The organism is Arthrobacter horti (assembly GCF_030731045.1).
In the GTDB taxonomy this organism is placed as follows: Bacteria; Actinomycetota; Actinomycetes; order Actinomycetales; family Micrococcaceae; genus Arthrobacter_E; species Arthrobacter_E nanjingensis.
Genome location: NZ_JAVALS010000017.1, coordinates 14,889 through 34,692 on the forward strand (window position 1 = coordinate 14,889; position 19,804 = coordinate 34,692).

Annotated in this window: 18 protein-coding genes; 6 read left to right on the plus strand and 12 right to left on the minus strand. The window is 68.7% G+C overall.

Annotated elements, in window-relative coordinates; genetic code table 11:
- Positions 1 to 119: 119 nt before the first annotated feature.
- From Q9R02_RS15310 to pdhA, 6 genes are all read right to left on the minus strand, one after another.
- Entirely contained in the window at positions 120 to 1,409 is a 1,290-nt protein-coding gene (locus tag Q9R02_RS15310; protein ID WP_305997575.1) for an MFS transporter, read from the minus strand.
- Positions 1,406 to 2,491: a sugar phosphate isomerase/epimerase family protein gene (locus Q9R02_RS15315; protein ID WP_305997576.1), complete on the minus strand. Its 1,086-nt coding sequence runs from the start codon at positions 2,489 to 2,491 to the stop codon at positions 1,406 to 1,408. The genes Q9R02_RS15310 and Q9R02_RS15315 overlap by 4 nt, the downstream gene beginning before the upstream one ends.
- 108 nt (positions 2,492 to 2,599) lie before the next feature.
- Positions 2,600 to 4,087: a MocR-like pyridoxine biosynthesis transcription factor PdxR gene (gene pdxR / locus Q9R02_RS15320; RefSeq protein WP_305997577.1), complete on the minus strand. Its 1,488-nt coding sequence runs from the start codon at positions 4,085 to 4,087 to the stop codon at positions 2,600 to 2,602.
- Between the two features lie 121 nt (positions 4,088 to 4,208).
- A complete protein-coding gene (locus Q9R02_RS15325) occupies positions 4,209 to 5,546 on the minus strand; it encodes a dihydrolipoamide acetyltransferase family protein (RefSeq protein ID WP_305997578.1) in 1,338 nt (445 codons plus the stop codon).
- Positions 5,546 to 6,601 (minus strand): alpha-ketoacid dehydrogenase subunit beta, encoded by a 1,056-nt coding sequence (locus tag Q9R02_RS15330; protein WP_305997579.1) that lies wholly within the window; start codon positions 6,599 to 6,601, stop codon positions 5,546 to 5,548. Before Q9R02_RS15330 ends, Q9R02_RS15325 begins: the two co-directional genes overlap by 1 nt.
- A gap of 1 nt (position 6,602) precedes the next feature.
- On the minus strand, positions 6,603 to 7,811 hold the full coding sequence (pdhA, locus tag Q9R02_RS15335; protein WP_305997580.1) for a pyruvate dehydrogenase (acetyl-transferring) E1 component subunit alpha: 1,209 nt from the start codon (positions 7,809 to 7,811) through the stop codon (positions 6,603 to 6,605).
- A 138-nt stretch (positions 7,812 to 7,949) separates the two neighbouring features.
- Between pdhA and Q9R02_RS15340 the strand changes: the two genes are divergently transcribed.
- The 4 genes from Q9R02_RS15340 (at position 7,950) to menC (ending at position 11,632) form a co-directional block, all read left to right on the plus strand.
- Positions 7,950 to 8,402: an Lrp/AsnC family transcriptional regulator gene (locus tag Q9R02_RS15340; RefSeq protein WP_305997581.1), complete on the plus strand. Its 453-nt coding sequence runs from the start codon at positions 7,950 to 7,952 to the stop codon at positions 8,400 to 8,402.
- Between the two features lie 97 nt (positions 8,403 to 8,499).
- Positions 8,500 to 9,684, plus strand: coding sequence for a M20/M25/M40 family metallo-hydrolase (locus Q9R02_RS15345; protein ID WP_305997582.1), 1,185 nt, complete (start codon positions 8,500 to 8,502; stop codon positions 9,682 to 9,684).
- Positions 9,681 to 10,487, plus strand: a complete 807-nt coding sequence (locus Q9R02_RS15350; RefSeq protein ID WP_305997583.1) for a GNAT family N-acetyltransferase — start codon at positions 9,681 to 9,683, stop codon at positions 10,485 to 10,487. The genes Q9R02_RS15345 and Q9R02_RS15350 overlap by 4 nt, the downstream gene beginning before the upstream one ends.
- Positions 10,484 to 11,632, plus strand: a complete 1,149-nt coding sequence (gene menC / locus Q9R02_RS15355; RefSeq protein WP_305997584.1) for an o-succinylbenzoate synthase — start codon at positions 10,484 to 10,486, stop codon at positions 11,630 to 11,632. The genes Q9R02_RS15350 and menC overlap by 4 nt, the downstream gene beginning before the upstream one ends.
- 53 nt (positions 11,633 to 11,685) lie before the next feature.
- Here menC and Q9R02_RS15360 read toward each other — a convergent pair whose 3' ends face one another.
- Complete coding sequence (locus Q9R02_RS15360) at positions 11,686 to 12,747, minus strand: helix-turn-helix transcriptional regulator (RefSeq protein WP_305997585.1); 1,062 nt, start codon at positions 12,745 to 12,747, stop codon at positions 11,686 to 11,688.
- A gap of 105 nt (positions 12,748 to 12,852) precedes the next feature.
- Between Q9R02_RS15360 and Q9R02_RS15365 the strand changes: the two genes are divergently transcribed.
- On the plus strand, positions 12,853 to 13,140 hold the full coding sequence (locus Q9R02_RS15365; RefSeq protein WP_305997586.1) for a hypothetical protein: 288 nt from the start codon (positions 12,853 to 12,855) through the stop codon (positions 13,138 to 13,140).
- A gap of 180 nt (positions 13,141 to 13,320) precedes the next feature.
- On the opposite strand, the gene Q9R02_RS15370 is transcribed toward Q9R02_RS15365, so the two are convergent.
- From Q9R02_RS15370 to Q9R02_RS15390, 5 genes are read right to left on the minus strand one after another with little or no spacing between them, the layout of a single operon-like run.
- Complete coding sequence (locus tag Q9R02_RS15370) at positions 13,321 to 14,151, minus strand: ATP-binding cassette domain-containing protein (protein ID WP_305997587.1); 831 nt, start codon at positions 14,149 to 14,151, stop codon at positions 13,321 to 13,323.
- Positions 14,148 to 15,005, minus strand: coding sequence for an ABC transporter ATP-binding protein (locus Q9R02_RS15375; RefSeq protein ID WP_305997588.1), 858 nt, complete (start codon positions 15,003 to 15,005; stop codon positions 14,148 to 14,150). The genes Q9R02_RS15370 and Q9R02_RS15375 overlap by 4 nt, the downstream gene beginning before the upstream one ends.
- Positions 15,005 to 15,904, minus strand: a complete 900-nt coding sequence (locus Q9R02_RS15380; protein WP_305997589.1) for an ABC transporter permease — start codon at positions 15,902 to 15,904, stop codon at positions 15,005 to 15,007. The genes Q9R02_RS15375 and Q9R02_RS15380 overlap by 1 nt, the downstream gene beginning before the upstream one ends.
- Positions 15,905 to 15,915: 11 nt before the next feature.
- Complete coding sequence (locus Q9R02_RS15385) at positions 15,916 to 16,866, minus strand: ABC transporter permease (protein ID WP_305997590.1); 951 nt, start codon at positions 16,864 to 16,866, stop codon at positions 15,916 to 15,918.
- Between the two features lie 4 nt (positions 16,867 to 16,870).
- Positions 16,871 to 18,514, minus strand: a complete 1,644-nt coding sequence (locus Q9R02_RS15390; RefSeq protein ID WP_305997591.1) for an ABC transporter substrate-binding protein — start codon at positions 18,512 to 18,514, stop codon at positions 16,871 to 16,873.
- Positions 18,515 to 18,702: 188 nt separating this feature from the next.
- On the opposite strand from Q9R02_RS15390, the gene Q9R02_RS15395 reads away from it, so the two are divergent.
- A complete protein-coding gene (locus Q9R02_RS15395) occupies positions 18,703 to 19,380 on the plus strand; it encodes a FadR/GntR family transcriptional regulator (protein ID WP_305997592.1) in 678 nt (225 codons plus the stop codon).
- Positions 19,381 to 19,804: the final 424 nt, after the last annotated feature.

A 19,804-nucleotide genomic window follows, 5' to 3' on the forward strand; every position in this document is an offset into this window, starting at 1 on the left:
GACAGGGTGTGCTCTGTGTCCGACTGCTACGGTTCTCAGCCCCCGGAACGCTGGATGGACGACGACGGCGACCTCCGGCAGGTGCCGGGGGTCGCCGTCGTCATCGTTCACCGCAGCGGTCAGGCGGCAGCTGCCGCCTTCGCCTTGCGGGCGACCTTCGTCAGCGCAGTGGCGACCAGGGAGCCGAGCAGTGCGAGTCCGGCCAGGACCAGGAACACGATGTGGTAGCCGGCGGCGCCGGGGTTTGCATCCAGGATGGCACCGTAGACCATGAAGGCGAACATGCCCGGGGCGTAGCCCACCAGACAGGCGATGCCGAACGCGGTCCCGCTGATTCCTTCCGGAATGCCGACCTCATCCATGGGCGCCCAGAACACGCCGCGCATGGTGAAGACGATGAGGGAGAAGAGCAGCGTCACGATCATGGCCGGGACCTGACTGCCCGGGTTCGCCGGGAGGAGCAGGAGGCCGGCGACCACCGGCAGCAGGAGAAGGAAGGCCAGGCGGATGTAACGGCTGGCACCCTTGAAGACCTTGTCCACCAGCACGCCGCCGATGGGGCCGCCCAGGATCTTCAGGCCGTACTGGTTGATGATGCCGTAGGCGCCCACCAGTGCCACCGGGAGACCGTACACGTAGGTCAGGTACGGGATGAAGTACGTCAGTCCGCAGTAGACCACGTAGACCATGAAGACGGTGAAGCTGACCAGCCACAGCTGCGGCAGCTTGGCCGCCTGCCAGATCTCGGCCAGACCTGCCTTCTTTTTCTTCTCCTCCACGGCGGCACCAGCGGGTGCAGTGCGCAGGAAGATGAAGAGCAGAACACCCACCGCGATGTCGATGATGGCGTAGAACGCGATGGCACCGCGGAAGCCGCCGGTCCCCGACCCGAGGAGGACGAAGATGCCCAGGGCGGAGAACGCCACGGCCGTGTCGACGACGCCGCGGCCGCCTTCCAGCAGGCCGAAAAGCCGGCCCTGTTCCTTGGAACCGCCCAGCTGGCGGATGCTCTTCAGCAGAGCCGGCCACACCAGGCAGTCCGAGCACACCGCAAGAAGGGCGAAGACCAGCAGCAGTACGTTGAAGCCGGGGAAGGTGCTCAGGAACAGGCCCAGCGCACCGGAACCCACCAGGCCGAGCGGGATCAGGATCCGGGTGGAGAACCGGTCCGCGAGGAAGCCGCCCACCACGAAGAGCGCCGTGGCCACGATCGAGTTGACGCTCAGGAGCGTGCCGATCTCCGTGTGGCTCAGGCCCATGGACTCCTGCATGGGGACGTAGAAGGCGTCCTTGATGTTGGCGAGCTTGTAGATCGTTCCGCCGGCCATGACCAGGAGGGCGAAACGGATCCATTTGCTCCAGTCGACCGGCTTGGCGGTCTTGTCTGAGCTTGTGGTGAGAGTGGTCATCGGGCACCTGCCAGGGAGTCGGTGGATTCGAGATGCGCGACGGCGATGTCGCGCAGGGTGGTGAGCAGCCCCTTGACGTGGGCGGCTTGGTCGTCGGCCCAGCCGGGCTCGGCGGCCAGAAGGTCAGGGAGCGTCCAGCCGTCCGGGATGCCCGTGGTGCTGAGGTCCCGGTACGGGATGAAGGGGTCGGGCTCCTCATTCGCGTGCCGGAACGCCGGCGCGTAGTAGAGGTTCTCCTGTTCGAGCGCCAACGCGATCACCTGAGGCTCCTCGGCGCCGAGCATCAGCAGTTCGAAGAGCAGCCGGGCGCCGGGAAGGTCGTCCTCGGCGCTTCCCTGCAGGACGCCCCGATGGCCGAAGCCGTCCCCTTCGGGGAGGATGTGGACACCCTTGAGGTGGGCCTGGAGGATGTGCGGCGCCAGCGCGTTGAAGGCTTCCAGGGGGCGTTCGCAGGCATTGATCATGTTCCCGAAGTCGAACATGGCGTGCAGCCGGGGGTGGTTCACGCGCTGCAGCAGCTCCGCGATCTCGGTGGCTTTCAGCTCCTCGTGCTGTTCGAAGGAGAAGTGCAGATCGTGCTGGTCCGCCAGCCGGGCGAGCCGGCGCAGGTCCTGTTCAACCCTGTCCATGACCTGGGACAGGCGCCCTTCGAAGCGGGAGTAGACGCGGATCTGCCGCACACCCATGACTCCGGCGATGCGGACCACCTCGTCCACGTCCGGTTCCAGGGTGGTGCTGATCTCCAGGTGGACCTCGAGGTCCAGGTTCCGGGCGCGTGCGGCGAACTCGCGCAGGCGCTCGTCGCTCATCTGGCCCAGACTCCGCTCCTCTCCGTCAAGGAGGTGGATGCACACACCGGTCAGCTCATGACGGTTGGCGAAGTCGAGGACGTCATCCGGTCCGAAGGAGCCGTAGGTGAGGTTGCTCAGCAGCGCGTAGGCGTGGCCGAACAGGCGGACCCCGTCGATACGCTGGATCAGCGTGCGGGCGACGGTGTCCGTCAGGGGTGGAAGGGTGGCGGATTCCGCTTCGGTCAGGCGGGAACTGAGGAGTTCCCGGAAGCGGGCATCGGCAGGGGACATCGTTGGCTCCTTGGGAGGCGTAGCTATGGTGACCGGAGTCACCCTTCATTTCTACGCCCATAATGGAGGCTGAAAAATATCCATTATCGTCAAATTCGTTAAGTCCATTTACCGCCGTGCCGAGGAACGCTCCCAGGCGTCCCAGGCTGCGGCCATCCTCCCGACCGCCTGCGGCATGTGCTCGGCAGCGGTCCCGGCGAAGCCGATCAGGAGTGCCGAGGGCAGACGTCGCGTGACGCGGTACTCCCCCAGTGGATAGGTGTACACGCCACGGGCCGCGAGTCCCCGCGCCACCTCCACGTCATCCTCGGCGCCGTGGAGCCACCCCATGACGTGGAGCCCGGAATCCACCGGGGCGGCGTGGAGCCGATACGGCAGCTGTTGCCCGAGCGCCTCCAGGAGCGCTTCTTGGCGAGCGGCATACAGCTTGCGGCTGCGCCGCAAGTGGGCGTGCATCTGCCCCTCGGCCAGGAAGTCCGCCATGGCCGCCTGGAAGAGCACCGCCGGCGGCCGCCCGATGACGGAGGACGCCGTCGCGAACGGCTCCACCAGATCCTCGGGAAGGATGCAGTACCCCAGACGGATCGACGGGGACAGGACCTTGCTGAACGACCCCACCATGATCACGTGCCGGCTCGGATCCAGCCCGAAGAGCGTGGGCAGATGCTTGCCCCGGTACCGCAATTCGCTGTCGCAGTCGTCTTCCACGATCCAGCCGCCGTTGCGCTGCGCCCAGGCGATCCATTCGGCGCGCCGCACCGGACTCATGGCGACGCCGAGCGGATGCTGGCGGGCCGGAGTGAGGCAGGCCAGGCGCGCGCCGTCGTCGACGGCGGGAGGTACCGCCCCGTCGTCGTCCACCGGGACGCCGTGCAGCGGACAGCCCTGCGATTGGAAGGCGAGCCGGCCCGAGATGTGGCCCGGGTCTTCGACCAGGACGGTGTCGCCGGCATCGAGCAGAAGAACGGAGAGCACGTTGAACGCCTGCTGAGCACCGGAGGTGACCACCACCTGATCGGGGGTGCAGTCAAGGCCGCGGACATCGTTGACGTACTCGGAGATCGCCTCACGCAAAGCGCGGAGCCCGTGCGGGTCCCCGTAGCCGATGAGAGACTGATCGGTCCGCCCGGCGTGACGGCCGAGCAGCCTCTTCCAGGCCGCTGCGGGAAACGCTGAGGCCGCGACCTGACTGGCGACGAACGACTCGGTCTCCGACGGGGCCCATGAATGGGGAGCGTCGGTGAACAAGCTGGTTCCGCGAGCCGAGGTGGCGGCGCCGCGTTCGGACAGGGGCGGCCGGGGCAAGGGGCGGGCGGGTGCCCGGTCACTCCACAGCGAATCCACATAGGTTCCGTCCCCGGCCCGCGAGCGCAGGAAACCCTCCGCCGTGAGTTGTTCGAACGCCGTGACGATGGTGATCCTTGAGACGCCGAGTTCGCTGACGAGCGTTCGCGTTGACGGCAGACGGGTGCCGCTGGGCAGGGCGCCGCCCAGGATCTGCCCCTTGAGCTGTTCGTGCAGCTGCTGGTGCAGGGGCCGGTCCGCGGCACGGTCCAGTTCCAGCCCGGTCAGGAGGCGTCCCCCGGCACTCTTCATGCGGAGGTACTGCGGACGAGAGGAGGCATGGAGACATTCTAGGAGTCCCCCCCCCCCGTTGAGTGCTCAGTTGTGGCGGCTTCCGGGCCGGATAGGTCGCCACAACTGAGCAGTCAACGTCCTAAAGATCCGCGAGGACCGTGCCCGGGTTCTCGATCGCGTCCGCGACGTAGCGCAGGAAGCCGCCCGCGGTGCCGCCGTCGCAGACGCGGTGATCGAACACGAGCGAGAGTTCCACGACCTTGCGGACCGCGAGCGCGCCGTCCACCACCCACGGCCGGTCGATGATCCGGCCGACGCCCAGGATCGCCGCCTCGGGATAGTTGATGATCGCGGCGCTGCCGTCCACTCCGAACACGCCGTAGTTGTTGAGCGTGAAGGTGCTGCCTGACAGATCGGCGGGCGTCGCCTTCCCGTCACGCGCGACGGCGGTCAGCCGCCTCAGCTCGGCATCCAGCCCACGGGCGCTGAGCGAGTGCGCCCCGCGGATCGCGGGCACCACCAATCCGCGCTCGGTCTGCGCCGCGAACCCCAGGTTGACCCCGTCGAACGCGACGATCTCCTGGCTCCCGTCCGCCGACGTCTCGATCCGCGTGTTCAGTTCGGGGTACTTCGCCAGGCCGGCCAGCACGAACCGCGCAATGAACGCCAGCAGGCTCGGTGCCTCCTCCGGGTCCTTCTCCTTGAGCCCCGCCCGCAGCTCCACGAGCGCGGTCGCGTCCACATCCACCCAGACCGTCGCCTCGGGGATCTCGGTGCGGCTGCGGGTCATGGCCTGCGCGACGGCGCGGCGCACCCCCCGCACTGCCGTGCGGGAGGCGATGGGCAGGCCGCTCGAGGCGTCCAGCTCGCCGGCGGCGGACTGTGCGGGCGCGGAGACTGCCGCGGGAGCGGCACCAGACCCCGCCTGCTCGACATCGCGCCGCAGGATGAGCCCGTCCGCGCCGGATCCGCTCACGGCCTTCAGGTCCACCCCGAGTTCGCGGGCCAGCTTGCGGACCAGCGGCGACACGACCCGGACGGCTTCGGCGCGCTCCATGACGGACGTCGCCACCGTGGCTGTGTCCGCGATGCCCTTCCGCCGACGCGTCCGCCCGCCGCTCGTCGCGCCGGAGGTCCCGTAGCCGATCAGCACATTGCCGGAACCCTCCGCCGGAACCGCCGAACCGGCACGCTCCTCCGTCCGGTAGTCGGACGCCTGAGACACACCGTCGTCGATCGTGATCAGCGGCTTCCCGACGTCGAGCGTCTCCCCCGGCTCACCGTGCAGCGCGGCGACCGTGCCCGCGAACGGGGAGGGCACCTCCACCACGGCCTTGGCGGTCTCCACCTCGGCCACAGGCTGGTCGATGGTGACCACGTCGCCCAGGGCCACGAGCCAGCGGACCAGCTCGGCCTCGGTCAGGCCCTCCCCCAGATCGGGCAAAAGAAAGGTGCGCTGAAGGAATTCGCGGCTCATCAGTCCTCCCACTGCAGTTCGTCGAGTGTGTCCAGGATGCGGTCCACACCCGGCAGGTACCAGTGCTCGAACTTGGGCGCCGGGAACGGGATGTCGAAGCCGGTCACGCGGCGCACGGGCGCGGCGAGCGAGTGGAAGCAGCGCTCCTGCACGCGGGCCGTGATCTCGGAGGCGACGGAGGCGAAGCCCTGGGCCTCGGCCACCACCACGGCGCGGCCGGTCTTACGCACGGAGGCGCAGACGGTCTCGTCGTCGAACGGGACGATGGTGCGCACGTCCACCACCTCCACGCTCCGCCCTTCCAGCGCCGCGGCCTCCGCGGCGGCGAGCGCCGGCGGGACGGCAGGGCCGTAGGCGATGATCGTGGCGTCGGTGCCGGGACGCACGACGGCGGCGCGGCCTTCCGCGCGCGGCGTGGCACCGGCGTCGAACTCCGAGCGCAGGGTCTCGAGCGAGACGGCCTCCTTGGACCAGTACAGCTTCTTGGGCTCCATGAACACCACGGGGTCATCGCTCGCGATGGCCTCCCGCAGGAGCCGGTAGGCGTCCGCCACGCTGGACGGCGTGAAGACCTTCAGCCCGGGCGTGTGGGCGTAGTAGGCCTCCGAGGAATCGCAGTGATGCTCGACGCCGCCGATGCCGCCCGCGTACGGGACGCGGATGACCAGCGGCAGGGTCACCTTCCCCCGGGTGCGGTTGTGCATCTTGGCCACGTGGCTGGCGATCTGCTCGAACGCCGGGTAGGCGAACGCGTCGAACTGCATCTCGATGACGGGACGCAGCCCGTTCATCGCCATGCCCAGCGCCATTCCGACGATCCCGGACTCGGCCAGCGGGGTGTCGAAGCAGCGCTGCGCCCCGAACTCCTTCTGCAGGCCGTCCGTGATGCGGAAGACACCACCCAGAGTGGCGACGTCCTCGCCGAACACCACCACGCCGTCGTCGGCGCGCATGGCGTCCGCCATCGCGGTGGTGAGGGCCTTGGCGAACGTCACCGGCTCGGGTCCGGCGTTCGCGGCCGCACGGGCCGCGGCGGCCTCGGCTACCGTGGTCATCTCAGTGCTCCTTCGCGAGGTCGGCGGGTGCGGTGTCTGCGGAGCGGGCGATCTCATCGGCCAGGAAGGCCGCCTGCTCGCGCAGCTGCGGGGTGGGTTCGGTGAAGACGTAGCGGAAGAGGTCCTGCGGATCGATCTCCGGCTCGCCGCTCAGCCCCTCGCGCAGGTGCTGGGCGACTTCCTCGGCGTCGCGCGCGAAGGAGGCCTCGACGTCGTCGGTCAGCTGCCCGGCGGCGCGCAAATAGTGGCGCATGCGGTTGAGCGGGTCCTTGGCAGCCCACGCCTCCACCTCGGCCTGGTTGCGATAGCGGGTGGCGTCGTCCGCGTTGGTGTGCGCCTGCATGCGGTAGGTGTTGGCCTCCACCAGGAGCGGGCCGGAGCCGGCACGCGCCAGGGTGACGGCGCGGTCCAGGACGGCCAGGAGCGCCACGATGTCATTGCCGTCCACGCGTTCCCCGGCCATGCCGTAGCCGACGGCCTTGTGCGCCAGGGACGGCGCGGCGGTCTGGTGCGCCAGCGGCACGGAGATGGCGTACTGGTTGTTCTGCACGAAGAACACCACGGGCAGCTGGAACACGGCGGCGAAGTTCAGGGCCTCGTGGAAGTCCCCCTCGCTCGTGGCGCCGTCGCCGCACATGGCCAGGACCACGGTGTCCTCGCCGCGGAGCTTGGCGGCGTGCGCGACGCCGACGCCGTGCAGCAGCTGGGTGGTGAGCGGGGTGCTCTGGATGCCCACCTGGTGGGCGTGCGGGTCGTAGCCGCCGTGCCAGTCGCCGCGGAAGATGGTCATGACGTCCACGGGGTCCACGCCGCGGGTCATGACCGCGACGGCGTCGCGGTAGGTGGGGAACATCCAGTCGCCGTCGCGCAGGCAGAGGGCCGACGCCACCTGGCAGGCTTCCTGACCGTGGCTGGACGGATAGACGGCCAAGCGGCCCTGGCGGACCAGGGCGGAGTTCTGGTCGTTGACGCGGCGGCCGATCACCAAGCGGCGGTAGGCGGCAAGGAGTTCCTCGTCCGGCGGGACCGGGTACTGATGGCCCGGACTGGAGCCGCGGCGGTCCTCCGGGAGCATGGTTCCGTCCTCGGACAGGATCTGGATCTGCCCGTGGACCGGGAGCATGTAGTCCTCGATGCTTATCCCGAAGTTCTTGACGGCCTCCGCAAGGCTCGTCTCCCCGCCTCCCGGCGAGCTGACGGAAATGGTCATGATGGCTCCTCGCAGCATGGTGTCCTGGCTCACGTGTTGGCATCAGTATGGTCCTGGGCGACGTTTCGTATCCACCAAGTCCGGAAATCATGGAATTGTGGTTTTAATCACCGCTATTCTGTAGACGAAACGTTCAATATGAGCTGGCTCACAGGAGGTTCCGTGGACGATGTGGACCGCGCCATCCTGGCGCTCCTGACGGAGGACGCGCGGCAGTCCGTCACCACCATCGCGGAGAAGGTGCACGTCTCCCGCGCGCACGCTTACAACCGCATCGCCAGGCTCCAGGAGCAGGGCATCATCACGAAGTACACCACCCTGGTGGATCCACTGAAGGCCGGCCTCCGGTCCAGCGCCTACGTGACGCTCAAGGTGCGCCAGCATTCCTGGCGGGAGCTGCGGTCCAAGCTGACCGGGATCCCCGAGGTGCACCATGTGGCGCTGGTGGGCGGGGACTTCGACGTCATCCTCCTGGTCCGGGCCGTGGACAACGCCGATCTGCGCCGCGTGGTGTTCGACCAGTTGCAGAACATGCCGGAGGTCCTGGACACCCAGACCTTCCTGGTGTTCGAGGACGTGGACACGCGGTAGACGCGGCGCGGCCCTCGTCTGCAGAGCGGCACCCCTGCTTGGATGGAGTCAGGCGCCGTGCACGCGGCACGGGCCGCGGATCCATCCGGGAGGACTCATGCGCACCCCAACCGACGCAGTCGAGACGGACTGGGCTCCGCTGAGCGGCCTGCGCGGTCAGGCCGAAAGCCGGCTCGGCCCCCTGCTCGACGACGCGATCGCGCTCCTGCGGGTGGAGTCGCCGTCGTCCGACCTCGCCGCCGTCGCCACGAGCGCGGACGCGGTGGCCGCCCTGCTGGAGGAGCGCCTCGGCGCCGCGCCGGAACGGATCGTGGTCGACGGCGTGAGCCATCTGCGGCTGTGCTTCGGCGGCCCCACGAAGGTCCTGATCCTGGCCCACCATGACACGGTCTGGCCGCACGGAACCCTAAGCAGTCTCCCCGCGCGGGTGAGCGACGGCGTGCTCCGCGGCCCCGGATCCGTGGACATGAAGACCGGTATCGCCATGGCGGTGCATGCGCTGCGGATCCTCCGGGACCAGGGACGGAGCCTGGACGGCGTCACCGTACTGGTGACGGGCGACGAGGAGGTGGGCTCCACCGCGAGCCGCGCGCTCATCGAGGAGACCGCGGCCGGAGCCGCCGCCGTGCTGGTCCTGGAGGCCGGCGGGGACGACGGACAGCTCAAGACCGAACGCAAGGGCGTCTCCATGTACCGCATCACGGCGCACGGCCTCGCCTCCCATGCTGGGCTCGCCCCCGATGCCGGGGTGAACGCGGTGGTCGGCCTGGCGGACGTGGTGCTCAAGCTCGCGGCGCTGCACGGCACCGAGCCCGGCCTGACCGTGGTGCCCACGGTCATCCAGGGCGGGACCACCACCAACACGGTGCCGGCCGAGGGGTGGGTGGATGTGGATGTCCGAGCCACGACGTCGGCCTCCCAGCTGCGCTGCGACGCGGCGATCCGCGCGCTGACGGCGGAGGTGCCCGGCGTCGTGCTCGACGTCGACGGCGGGGTGAACCGGGAACCTCTCGAAGCGGCGGCGAGCGCGGAGCTGTTCGCCCGGGCGCGACGGCTCGCGGCTGCTCACGGCCTGGGCGTCGTGGAGCCGCTGGCCGTGGGCGGTGGCTCGGACGGCAACTTCACGGCCGCGCTCGGGGTGCCCACCCTCGACGGCCTGGGCGCGTGGGGCGGTGGCGCACATGCCGACGGTGAGCACGCGGTCGTCGCCGGCCTGGCGCCACGGATGGCGCTGCTCGCAGCCCTCATCGATGAGGTCCTGTCCGAGGGCAGGACGCCGTGAGCGGCGAGGTCCGGATCCGGCTCCTGGACGGGCACGACGAGCTCGCCGCGCTGGTGCGGGTCTTCGACCGGATCTGGGGCACCGAACCGGGGCACACCATGATGGACATCCCCACCCTGGTGGCGTTGCGCGGCGGCGGGCACTTCGTATCCGGATTGTTCGTGGACGGCGAACTCGTGGGAGGCTGCATCGGCTTCCACGTCGAGCCGCTGGGCCGGACGCTGCATTCGCACATCGCGGGCGTGCTCCCCGCACACGCCGGTGCCGGGCTGGGCCGCCGGCTCAAGGAGCACCAGCGGCAGTGGTGCCGCGAGCGCGGGATCGACACGATCCGGTGGACGTTCGACCCGCTCGTGGCGCGCAACGCACACTTCAATCTGACGTCCCTCGGCGCGGCGCCCACCGCGTACACGACGAACTACTACGGCGTCCTGACCGACGGCATCAACCGGGGCGATGAGAGCGATCGCATGACCGTCTCCTGGAGGGTCGACGACGGCGGCTCCCCCGCCGCCGTCGTGCCGCCCATTGACGACGACGCCGCGCTGCTACTGAGCGCGACGCCGGACGGCCGCCCGGTGATCGACAGCTCGGTACTCGACAGCGCGCGGCTGTCCGCCGCGACGGTGGCGCTGCAGATCCCATCCGACATCGAGCGCATGCGGCTCGACTCGCCATCGCTCGCCCGGTCCTGGCGTCTCGCGCTGCGCGAGGCCATCACTCCCCTGCTCAGTTCCGAGGACTGGATTCCCATGGGGTTCAGCCAGGCCGGCCGCTACGTGTTCTCCCGGAGGTCCGCATGATCATCGAGTCCCTTCAGCTGCGCGAGGTCAGCCTGCCGATCGTGGCGCCGTTCACCACTTCGTTCGGGACGCAGACGCAAAAGCGCACCTATCTGCTGCGGGTGGCCGGGACCGTGCAGACCGCGGCGGGTGCCGTGGAGGCGGTGGGCTGGGGCGAGTGCGTGGCGCTGGCGGATCCCGTGTACTCCTCCGAGTACCTGGGCGGCGCGCGGGCGGTCACCGAGCAGTACCTGGTTCCGGCGCTGAAGGAGGCCCAGGAGGCGGGTGCGGAGCTGACGGCGGAGACGGTCTCGGCGCGGCTGGAGCACATCGTGGGGCACCGGATGGCGAAGGCGGCGCTGGAGATGGCGGTGCTGGACGCCCAACTGACGGCGCACGGCCTGTCCTTCGCCACGTACCTGGGCGCGACGAGAACCGAGGTGCCGTCCGGCGTGTCGGTGGGGATCCAGGATTCGGTGGAGGATCTGCTGCGCACGGTGGGCGGGTACCTCGAGGAGGGGTATGTCCGGATCAAACTGAAGATCCAGCCGGGCTGGGATGTGGAGCCGGTGGCCGCGGTGCGGAAGGAATTCGGGGACGGGGTGCCGTTGCAGGTGGACGCGAACGCCGCGTACACGCTGGTGGATTCGCGGCAGCTGCACCGGCTGGACGAGTTCGGGCTGCTGCTGATCGAGCAGCCGCTGGCGGAGGACGATCTGCTGCAGCATGCGAAGCTGGCGCAGCTCATGAGCACGCCGCTGTGCCTGGACGAGTCGATCGAATCGGCCAAGGACGCCGCGGATGCGATCTCGCTGGGTGCGGCGTCGGTCATCAACATCAAGCCCGGCCGGGTGGGCGGCTATCTGGAGGCCCGCCGGATCCACGATCTGGCGCGGGCGCACGGGGTGGCGGTGTGGTGCGGTGGGATGCTGGAGACGGGGCTGGGCCGGGCGGCGAATGCGGCGCTGGCGGCGCTGGACGGGTTCACGCTCCCGGGCGACATCTCCGCGTCCGGGCGGTTCTACGCCGAGGACGTGACGGAGCCGATCGTGCTGGACCACGGCACCGTCGCCGTGCCGAGCGGCCCCGGCCTCGGAGCCACCCCGATCCCCGAGGTCCTGGACCGCCACGCCGGACCTGCGGTGGAGCTCTGGGGGCGGGGCTAGGAGTCTGGACCCGCTGAGATCAGGATGCGCCGAAGTCCACCTCAGCAGCGAATTCAGCGGCCGCGCACGTGGCTGAGAAGACCGCGCCTGGTGCGGATGCCCGTCTTGGTGAAAATGGCCTTCAGGTGATCCTGGATGGTGTGCTCGGACAGATGCATCTGCGCGGCGATGTCGTGAGTGTCCTTCCCGGCGTTGAGGTGGGTGAGCAGTTCGGTCTCCCGGCCGGTCAACGCGTTGGCCCGTGCGAAGAGTGCCACCCGATCCGCCCCGGAGGCGTCCTCGATCGTCACGGCGATAGTTCCGTCGGCGGACGGACCAGGCCCGCCGAGCCGCGCGGCCCGTAAGGTGAACCAGTGTCCACCGCCGGCATGGACGCACGCGCTCGCCGTGCCGTCGTCGACCCCGGCCTCGCGGGCGAGCAGCTGGGCCGCGACGTTGTAGGCGCCTGCGGGGACCGGAGACTGGCCGTCCGACGACGGCATCAGGGCACGGAGGTACTCGAAGGTGGGCACGGTTTCAGCGAGCACGTCAAGGTCCGGCGACAGCAGAAGGACCACCGGGCCCCGGAGCGCTTCGCGGCCCGCCTGAGTCTGCACGAACGTCGCAGCTTGTGCACGGCGGAGCCCATCGGTGACGGCCGGGACCACCAGGCTCAATCGCGCGAGCTCGGCAGCCGTGAACGGCAGTCCGGGTGCGGTGCGCCAGAGATCCAGGAACGCCCAGCATCCATGACGGTCCCGGAACACTGCGGAGGCGACGTCCACCACTCCATACTGCTTGAGAAGCTCCCGCCAGAGCAGGCTCCGGGACGGCTCCCCGTCCGTCGCGGCGAGCAGGGACACGAAGCGGTCCGGAAGGTCGGTCCACCGGTTGATCTCAGTCAGGTACTTCAGCCTGATCAGCCGTGGGAGTTCGGGCAGGCACGGCACCTCCGCCACGGGTGAGGCGCCCACACCGGTGATGGGATCCGTCAGGACGAACGCGAACGCGTCAAAAGCGACGGAGCGCCGCAATTCGTCAAGGATCTTCAGCCGAAGGGCCCGCCCGGCGCCTCCGTGCGCACAGACCCGCTCGATGTTCGCCAGGAGTGCGGAGGACCCCACTGTTGCGATCACAGCCTCAGTATAGGACCGGCAGACACCCAACTTCCTGGGATGCACAGCGCCCTGCGGCCGGCATTAGCGTCGAGTCATGGACCCGTTGTAACCCAAGGAGGAGCCATGACAACCCTGCACATCGAGCACGCCGTGACCGACTTCGAAACCTGGCATTCCGCCTTCGAACGGTTCGCCCCGGCCCGTACGGAAGCGGGAGTGCTGGAGTACACGATCCGCAGACCGTCCGACGATCCCGCGTACGTCCTGATCGACCTCGAGTTCTCCGATGAGGCCCACGCGGCCGGCTTCCTGGAGTTCCTGCGGACCCGCGTCTGGACCACCCGGGACAACTCCCCGGCGTTGGTCGGCACGGCGCACACCCGCCTCCTCGAAACCGTCCACACCGGCTGAGCTCGCCATCCGAGGTTTGAAATCGATACAGTCCGCAGCGATTTGGGACCCTCAGTAGCGAGCTGAGCGGCACGGGCCCTCAAAGCAACAGACCGCCCCCGAAGAATTCTTCAGGTGCGGTCTGCGCATCGTCCGTGCCGTGAGCGGCACCCTCACGGCACGGGGTTCAAAGGGCCGGTCCTACACCGCCAACCTCTCCCTCCGCACCGGCTTCCAGCCGGCCCTCGGCACCGCGGCGCGCAGGGCCCGAGTGTACGGCTGGACCGGGTTGGCGAGGATCTCGGAGGTGACGCCCTGGTCCACCACCTTGCCCTGCTCCATCACGATCATGCGGTCCGAGATCTGGTTGACCACGGCGAGGTCGTGAGAGATGAACAGGTAGCTGACCTTCCGCTCGGCCTTGATGTCCGCCAGCAGATTCAGGATCTGGGCCTGGATGGACACATCCAGCGCGGCCACGGCCTCGTCCAGGACGATCACGCCCGGATCAGCCGCGAGCGCCCGGGCGATCGCCACGCGCTGCCGCTGGCCGCCGGAGAGCTGGTGCGGGAACTTCGTCCAGAACCGCTCCCCCAGCCCCACGCTGTCCAGGATGCCCTGCGCGGCCGCCTTCGGCGTCGTGCCCTTGGCGGTGTCGTGCAGCGCGACGGAGGCCGCGATGATGTCCACGATCCGCTGCCGCCCATTGAGGGAGGAGTACGGGTCCTGGAACACGTACTGGACCTCGCGCGCCCAGCGGCGCCGGTCTGCCAGGTGCTTCACGCCCTTGGCCCGGGACTCGCCGCGCACGGTCAAGGAGCCGTCCGTGACGGTCTCCAGTCCCACGAGCATGCGGGCCACGGTGGTCTTGCCGGAGCCGGACTCCCCCACGATCGCGAGGCACTCGTCCGGGTACAGCTCGAAGGACACGTCGTCGACGGCGATGATCGGGTCCCACTTGGCCCCGCGCGGCGCCCGGAAGACCTTGCGGAGGTTCTTCGCGACGATGATCGGTTCGTCAGTGGTGCTCATGCCATCGCCTCAGCTTTCAGCCTTTCGTGGATCTCCCGGTTGTACGTCAGCACGGGCAACCGTTCGGCCTTCGCGTCGATGTCCGGGCGGGCGCCGAGCAGTTCGACCGTGTAGGGATGCGTCGGCGTGTCGTACACGTGCGCACCCTGCTCCACGATCTCGCCGGCGTACATGACGGCGAGCCGGTCGCAGCAGGCCGCTGCGAGCTCCAGGTCGTGCGTGATGAACAGCAGGGACAGGCCGCGCGCCTTGCGCTGCTCGTCCAGGATCGCCATCACATCGGACTGGGCCGTGACGTCCAGGGCCGTGGTGGGCTCATCGGCCAGGATGAGCCGCGGCTCGGCGAGCAGGACGCTCGCGATCATGACGCGCTGCAGCAGACCGCCGGAGAGCTCGTGCGGGTACTGCCGGAGGCGGGCCTCCGGGTTGCGCACCCCCACCTCGTCCAGAAGCGCGACGGCGCGTCGCTCGGCTTCGCGCTGATCGACGCCGCGGTCGCGGACCAGGGCCTCGGTGAGGAAGTCCCCCACCGAATGCACCGGGTTCACGTGCGCGCGGGGATCCTGGAAGATCATCCCGACGTCCTTCTGCCGGTACTTCCGCAGCGCCGAGGCGTTCATGCCCAGGACTGACGCGCCGTCGAACGTGATGCTCCCATCCACGCGGAAGGCGGGGTCCAGCATGCGGGTGACCGCGCGGGTGGTGAGGGACTTGCCGGAGCCGGACTCCCCCACCAGGCCCAGGGCCTCGCCTTGGCCGATCTCGAAGGAGACGCCGTTGAGCAGCACCTGCTCGCTGCGGCGGCGCCGCAGGGTGGCCTTGACGTTGTCCAGCCGAAGCAGTGGTTCGGTCATCACACGCTCCTCGCATTCGAGATGAGGCGGTCGCCGATCACGGTGACGCACCAGACGATCAGGACGATCAGGCAGCCGGAGGCGATGGCCTCGTTCGGGTAGCCGCGCAGGGTCGAGTCGAAGCCGCTCTTGACCATGAGGCCGAGGTCCGCCGTCGGGGGCTGGACGCCCAGGCCCAGGAAGGACACGGCCGCGAGGTCGATCACGGCGAAGCCGAGGGAGGAGACCGCCTGGGCGATCACGATCGGCTGCACGTTCCGCAGGATCTGGGTGGTGGTGATCCCGAAGCCGGAGTGCCCCTGCAGCCAGGCCGCGGAGACGTACGGCAGATTGCGCTCACGGAGCGCGGCGCCGCGGACCACGCGGGCCACGTACGGGATGTACGCGACGGCCAGGCCGCCCACCACGGTGAACAGGCTGGGACCCCAGATGGCGACGGCGATCAGGCCGAACACGATGCCGGGGACGGCGAACAGGATGTCCAGCACCCAGATGATCACGGCGTCCACGCGGCCGCCGCACCACGCCCCCACCAGGGCCAGCACGGTGCCGACGATGGTGGAGAGCAGGATGACCAGGCCGGGGCCGGCCAGGGTGACCTGCGCGCCGAACATCAGACGGGACAGGATGTCGCGGCCCAGGGCGTCGGCGCCCAGGAGGTGGTCGGCGGACGGCCCGGCCAGGGCGCCCATGAGATCCGGGAAGTTCGGATCGTAGGGTGCCAGGACGGGCGCGAACACGGCGGCGATCACGATGACCGTCAGGACGACGGACGCGATCACACCGACGACGCCGAGGCGGTCCAGGATGCGGCGGAGTACGGGCTCGCGGTGCTCGCCGTCGCTCTTGACTGCGACGGCGGGGGCTTGGGTCTGTGCGCTCGAAGCTTGCTCAGTCACTGCCTGCTCACTCATTGCTTGCTCCCCAGGGAGATGCGCGGGTCGATGAAGGTGTAGAGCACATCCACGATCGCGTTGACCACCACGAAGGCGACCACCAGGACCAGGACCACGGCCTGGACCACGGCGAAGTCGCGCTGCAGGATGGCCTTGACCAGCAGGGATCCGAGCCCGTCCAGGGCGAACACGTTCTCCACCACCACGGCGCCGGCGATGAGCGTGGCGATGGTGAGGCCGAGCACCGTGGTGATCGGGATGAGCGCGTTGCGCAGGACGTGGCGGCGGACGATCAGCCGCGGGGACAGGCCGCGCACGGTCGCGGTCTGGACGTGCTCGCGGGTGCGCTCCTCGTTCACCGCGGTCCGCGTGATGCGGGCCAGGTAGGCGGCGCTGGCGACGCTCAGGGCGACGGCCGGGAGGAACAGGTGCCAGATCGTGTCGAAGCCGCCGGAGCCCACACCGAAGGTGGGGAACCAGCCGAGCCCGACGGCGAAGAGGCTGATCAGCGCCACGCCCACCACGAACACCGGGGTGGAGAGGCCGATGGCCGCCAGGGTGGAGACCACCTGGTCCACCCAGCCGCCGCGCAGCGCGGCGAAGGTGCCGGCGAGGATGCCGACCACCGCGATGATGACGGCGGCCAGGGAGACGAGCGCCGTCGTCGTGCCCGCCCGGGAGAAGAGGAGGTCGGAGACCGGCTGCCGGTAGACGATCGAGTCGCCCAGGTTGCCGCGGAACAGGTCGCCCAGCCAGGCGAAGTAGCGCACGATGAACGGGTCGTTCAGGTGGTACTGCTGGGTGACTGCGGCGATCTGGGCGGGGGTGCCGCCACGGGGGCCGAGGATGAAGGCCAGGGGGCTGCCCGGTGCCAGGTACAGCAACCCGAACACGAGGAACGAGGTCACCAGAAGTACCAGGAGCAGCCCCCCGATGCGCTTCAGGATGTAAGCGGAGAACGACATGAGACTACTTGGTCCCGCCCATGGTCACGGCCCACGGGGCGTAGAGGTAGGAGAAGGAGGGGACGGCGCCGGAGATCCGCTTGTTCTGGATGAGCGTGGTGGGCTCATAGGCCAGCGGGATCCAGGGCAGGCCGGTGGTGACCTTGTCCTGGATGTCCGTCACGAGCTTGGCGCGATCCGCCTCGTTGGAGGTGGCCAGGGCCTTGGTGATCTGGTCGTCGGCGGTGTTCCAGCCGATGTAGTCGTGCGAGTTGCCGGTCTGGAAGAAGGCGTAGACGTTCAGCGGGTCGGCGAAGTCGCTGTAGTTGGTGGTGAAGAAGCCGTCCAGGCCCTTACGCGCGGCGGGGTCGAAGTAGATGTTGCCGAACTGCTCCACCGGGATGACCTTGGTCTGGACGTTCAGGCCGATGGCCTGGCCGGCGGCCTGGATGGCGCTGGCGGTCTGCTCGTGGACGGCGGAGCTGCCCTGCACGGCCAGGACGATGGGGGTCTTCGGCGAGCCGGCCTCCTGGACCAGCTGCTTGGCCTTCTCGATGTTGGGGTCCGTGCCGTACTTCTTGGCGGCCTCGGCGAAGGTGTCCTGCTGGTAGCCCCACATGGCGGGGCCGGCGATGGTCGGGGCCGGGATGGCGGCACCCTGGAAGACCACCTTGGTCAGGGCCGGGCGGTCGATGGCCAGGGACAGGGCCTGGCGGATCTTCTCATCGCCCAGGGCGCCGTCCTTGTTCAGCGGGGCCAAGGTCCAGAAGACGAAGGACTTGCCGAAGGTGGTGGTGACGTTGTCGCTCTTCTGCAGCTGGGACAGGCCGGCCGGCGGGAGGTAGAAGAACTGGCCGTCCACGTCGCCGGTGCGCAGGGCGTTGATGGCGGTGGACTCATCCGCGATGAAGCTGAAGGTGACCTGCTTGACCAGCGGCTTGACGGCGGTGTTCCAGTACGCGTCGTTGCGCTCCATGGTGAGGCTCTTGCCGGAGTCCCACTTGCCCACCTTGTAGGGGCCGGTGCACTGGAGGTTGCCCTTGGGGGTGCCGAAGGCCTGGCCCCCGGATTCCACGGCGGCCTTCTCCACGATGGCGCCGGCGGCGGAGCCCATGGCCTGGGTGAAGAGGACGTCGGCCTTGGAGAGCTTGACGGTGACCTGGTTGGCGCCGGTGACGGCCACGGAGGCGACGTTCTTGAAGTAGTCGGCCCAGTAGCTCTTGGTGCTGGAGCCGGTCTGGCGCTGGATGGAGAAAGCGACGTCCTCGGCGGTCATGGGCTTGCCGTCCCAGAACTTCACGCCGTCACGGATGGTGTAGATGACGGTCTTGTCATCCTGGGTCTCCACCTTGCTGGCGAGACCGGGCTCCTGGGAGAGGTCCGGCTTCATGCGCATGAGGCTCTCGCAGAGGCTGGCGTCCACGGTGTTCTCCGCGTAGTTCCACGTGAAGATGGGGTCGATGGAGGACGGCTCGTAGGGCAGGTTCCACTTCACATTGTCGACGGGCGTGGTGCCGGCCGGGGTGGTGGTGGCGAGGTTGTTGAGGTCGAGACTGAGCTCGGCGGGGCCGGAGGCACCGCCCTTGGCGGCGCCGCTGCAGCCGGCGAGAGCGAGGGCTGCGACCGTGAGGACCGCTGCGGTACCGGCTGCCTTTTTGCGAGAGACCACGAGAACTCCTGTGTTTTCGGGTTGGGGATTGCAAGGTGAATGATGGGGCGGTCCGGCCGGGTGGTGCTTGTGGCGCGGCCGGCGGTCCCTGGTTCCATCAGGTCATCTGATGTTCGTAGGTGAATGACGTTCATCAGGTTATATGACGTTTGTCACACCGTACGCTAGAGTCGGCCAGAATGAAACCCATGAAACCGATTCGACGCCGATCCCTGGTGGATACGGTGGTGGACAGCCTGCAAGCCCAGATCATCTCTGGCGCTTGGGCTGTGGGCGCCCGGATTCCCAGCGAGGCGGACCTGGTCACCGAGCTGGGCGTGAGCCGCCCGTCCGTGCGGGAGGGCGTGCGTTCGCTGGTGCAGCTGGGGCTGCTGGAGGCGCGTCAGGGCGATGGCACCTACGTCATCGCGAAGGACCCCACCGAGGTGGCGTTGCGGCGCACGCTCGGGGTGGCCGACGCCGGCGAGGTCATGCGGGTGCGACGCGCGCTGGATGCGCTGGCGGCGCGGGAGGCTGCGGAGAACCGCTCCCCTGCCGATCTGGTTCTGCTGGAGGCGGCGCTGCTGGCGCGGCGCTCGGCGGCGCGGCGCGAGAACGCTGAGGCCTTCACAGACCACGACGTCGCGTTCCACCTCGGCGTGGTGGCCGCGTCACACAATCAGCTGCTCGCTGCGCTGTACGCGAGCTTCGATGCGTCGCTGCACTCGGTGGTGGGCGGGAGCGCTCCTGGTTCCATGGCGACTGCCGGCGGCCTGGATGACAGTCACGAAGCGCTGTTCGTGGCGATCCGCGACCAGGACGGCGACGCCGCGCAGGCGGCGGCGCTGGAGGTGATCGAGGAGGTCAGGAGGGTGATGGAGGGGTGAGGGCACCTGCACCACTTAATCGCACCGATGACAGACAAACCTGAACCAAGCGTCGGTGAAAGACCAGATCCGCCCATGGTTCTACCAGACAGGGCTGGAGGCAAAAGCTTAAGGGGACTCGGCGGAAAGCAAGCTGGGCCGACAACCAGTGACTGTGAGAAGGTGCGAATGAAGTCCATCAAGTTGTGACGGTGCGGCAAGTCGAAGAACACCGCAAAGCAGCGATGCGAAGAATCATCACCCAGCGAGCGCTACCAATTAAGTAACGCTACGCTCATTCTCCCACCTGATCGCAACGCGACATCAATCGAAGCCAGTTAAACCCACCCCATAGGCGTCAGCCAGCTAGAGCTCTGGCTCATTAATCGATATCACTACAATAGCGGCCAAACCGTGGCGCAAACCGGCGCATCACCGCCTTGCC

Coding starts and splice junctions, on each gene's coding strand:
- Q9R02_RS15310 (WP_305997575.1), bottom strand. CDS start 1,409: ATGACCACTCTCACCACAAGCTCAGACAAGACCGCCAAGCCGGTCGAC.
- Q9R02_RS15345 (WP_305997582.1), top strand. CDS start 8,500: ATGCGCACCCCAACCGACGCAGTCGAGACGGACTGGGCTCCGCTGAGC.
- Q9R02_RS15395 (WP_305997592.1), top strand. CDS start 18,703: ATGAAACCGATTCGACGCCGATCCCTGGTGGATACGGTGGTGGACAGC.
- Q9R02_RS15375 (WP_305997588.1), bottom strand. CDS start 15,005: ATGACCGAACCACTGCTTCGGCTGGACAACGTCAAGGCCACCCTGCGG.
- Q9R02_RS15340 (WP_305997581.1), top strand. CDS start 7,950: ATGAGCTGGCTCACAGGAGGTTCCGTGGACGATGTGGACCGCGCCATC.
- Q9R02_RS15365 (WP_305997586.1), top strand. CDS start 12,853: ATGACAACCCTGCACATCGAGCACGCCGTGACCGACTTCGAAACCTGG.
- Q9R02_RS15370 (WP_305997587.1), bottom strand. CDS start 14,151: ATGAGCACCACTGACGAACCGATCATCGTCGCGAAGAACCTCCGCAAG.
- Q9R02_RS15385 (WP_305997590.1), bottom strand. CDS start 16,866: ATGTCGTTCTCCGCTTACATCCTGAAGCGCATCGGGGGGCTGCTCCTG.
- menC (WP_305997584.1), top strand. CDS start 10,484: ATGATCATCGAGTCCCTTCAGCTGCGCGAGGTCAGCCTGCCGATCGTG.
- Q9R02_RS15330 (WP_305997579.1), bottom strand. CDS start 6,601: ATGACCACGGTAGCCGAGGCCGCCGCGGCCCGTGCGGCCGCGAACGCC.
- pdhA (WP_305997580.1), bottom strand. CDS start 7,811: ATGACCATTTCCGTCAGCTCGCCGGGAGGCGGGGAGACGAGCCTTGCG.
- pdxR (WP_305997577.1), bottom strand. CDS start 4,087: ATGAAGAGTGCCGGGGGACGCCTCCTGACCGGGCTGGAACTGGACCGT.
- Q9R02_RS15325 (WP_305997578.1), bottom strand. CDS start 5,546: ATGAGCCGCGAATTCCTTCAGCGCACCTTTCTTTTGCCCGATCTGGGG.
- Q9R02_RS15315 (WP_305997576.1), bottom strand. CDS start 2,491: ATGTCCCCTGCCGATGCCCGCTTCCGGGAACTCCTCAGTTCCCGCCTG.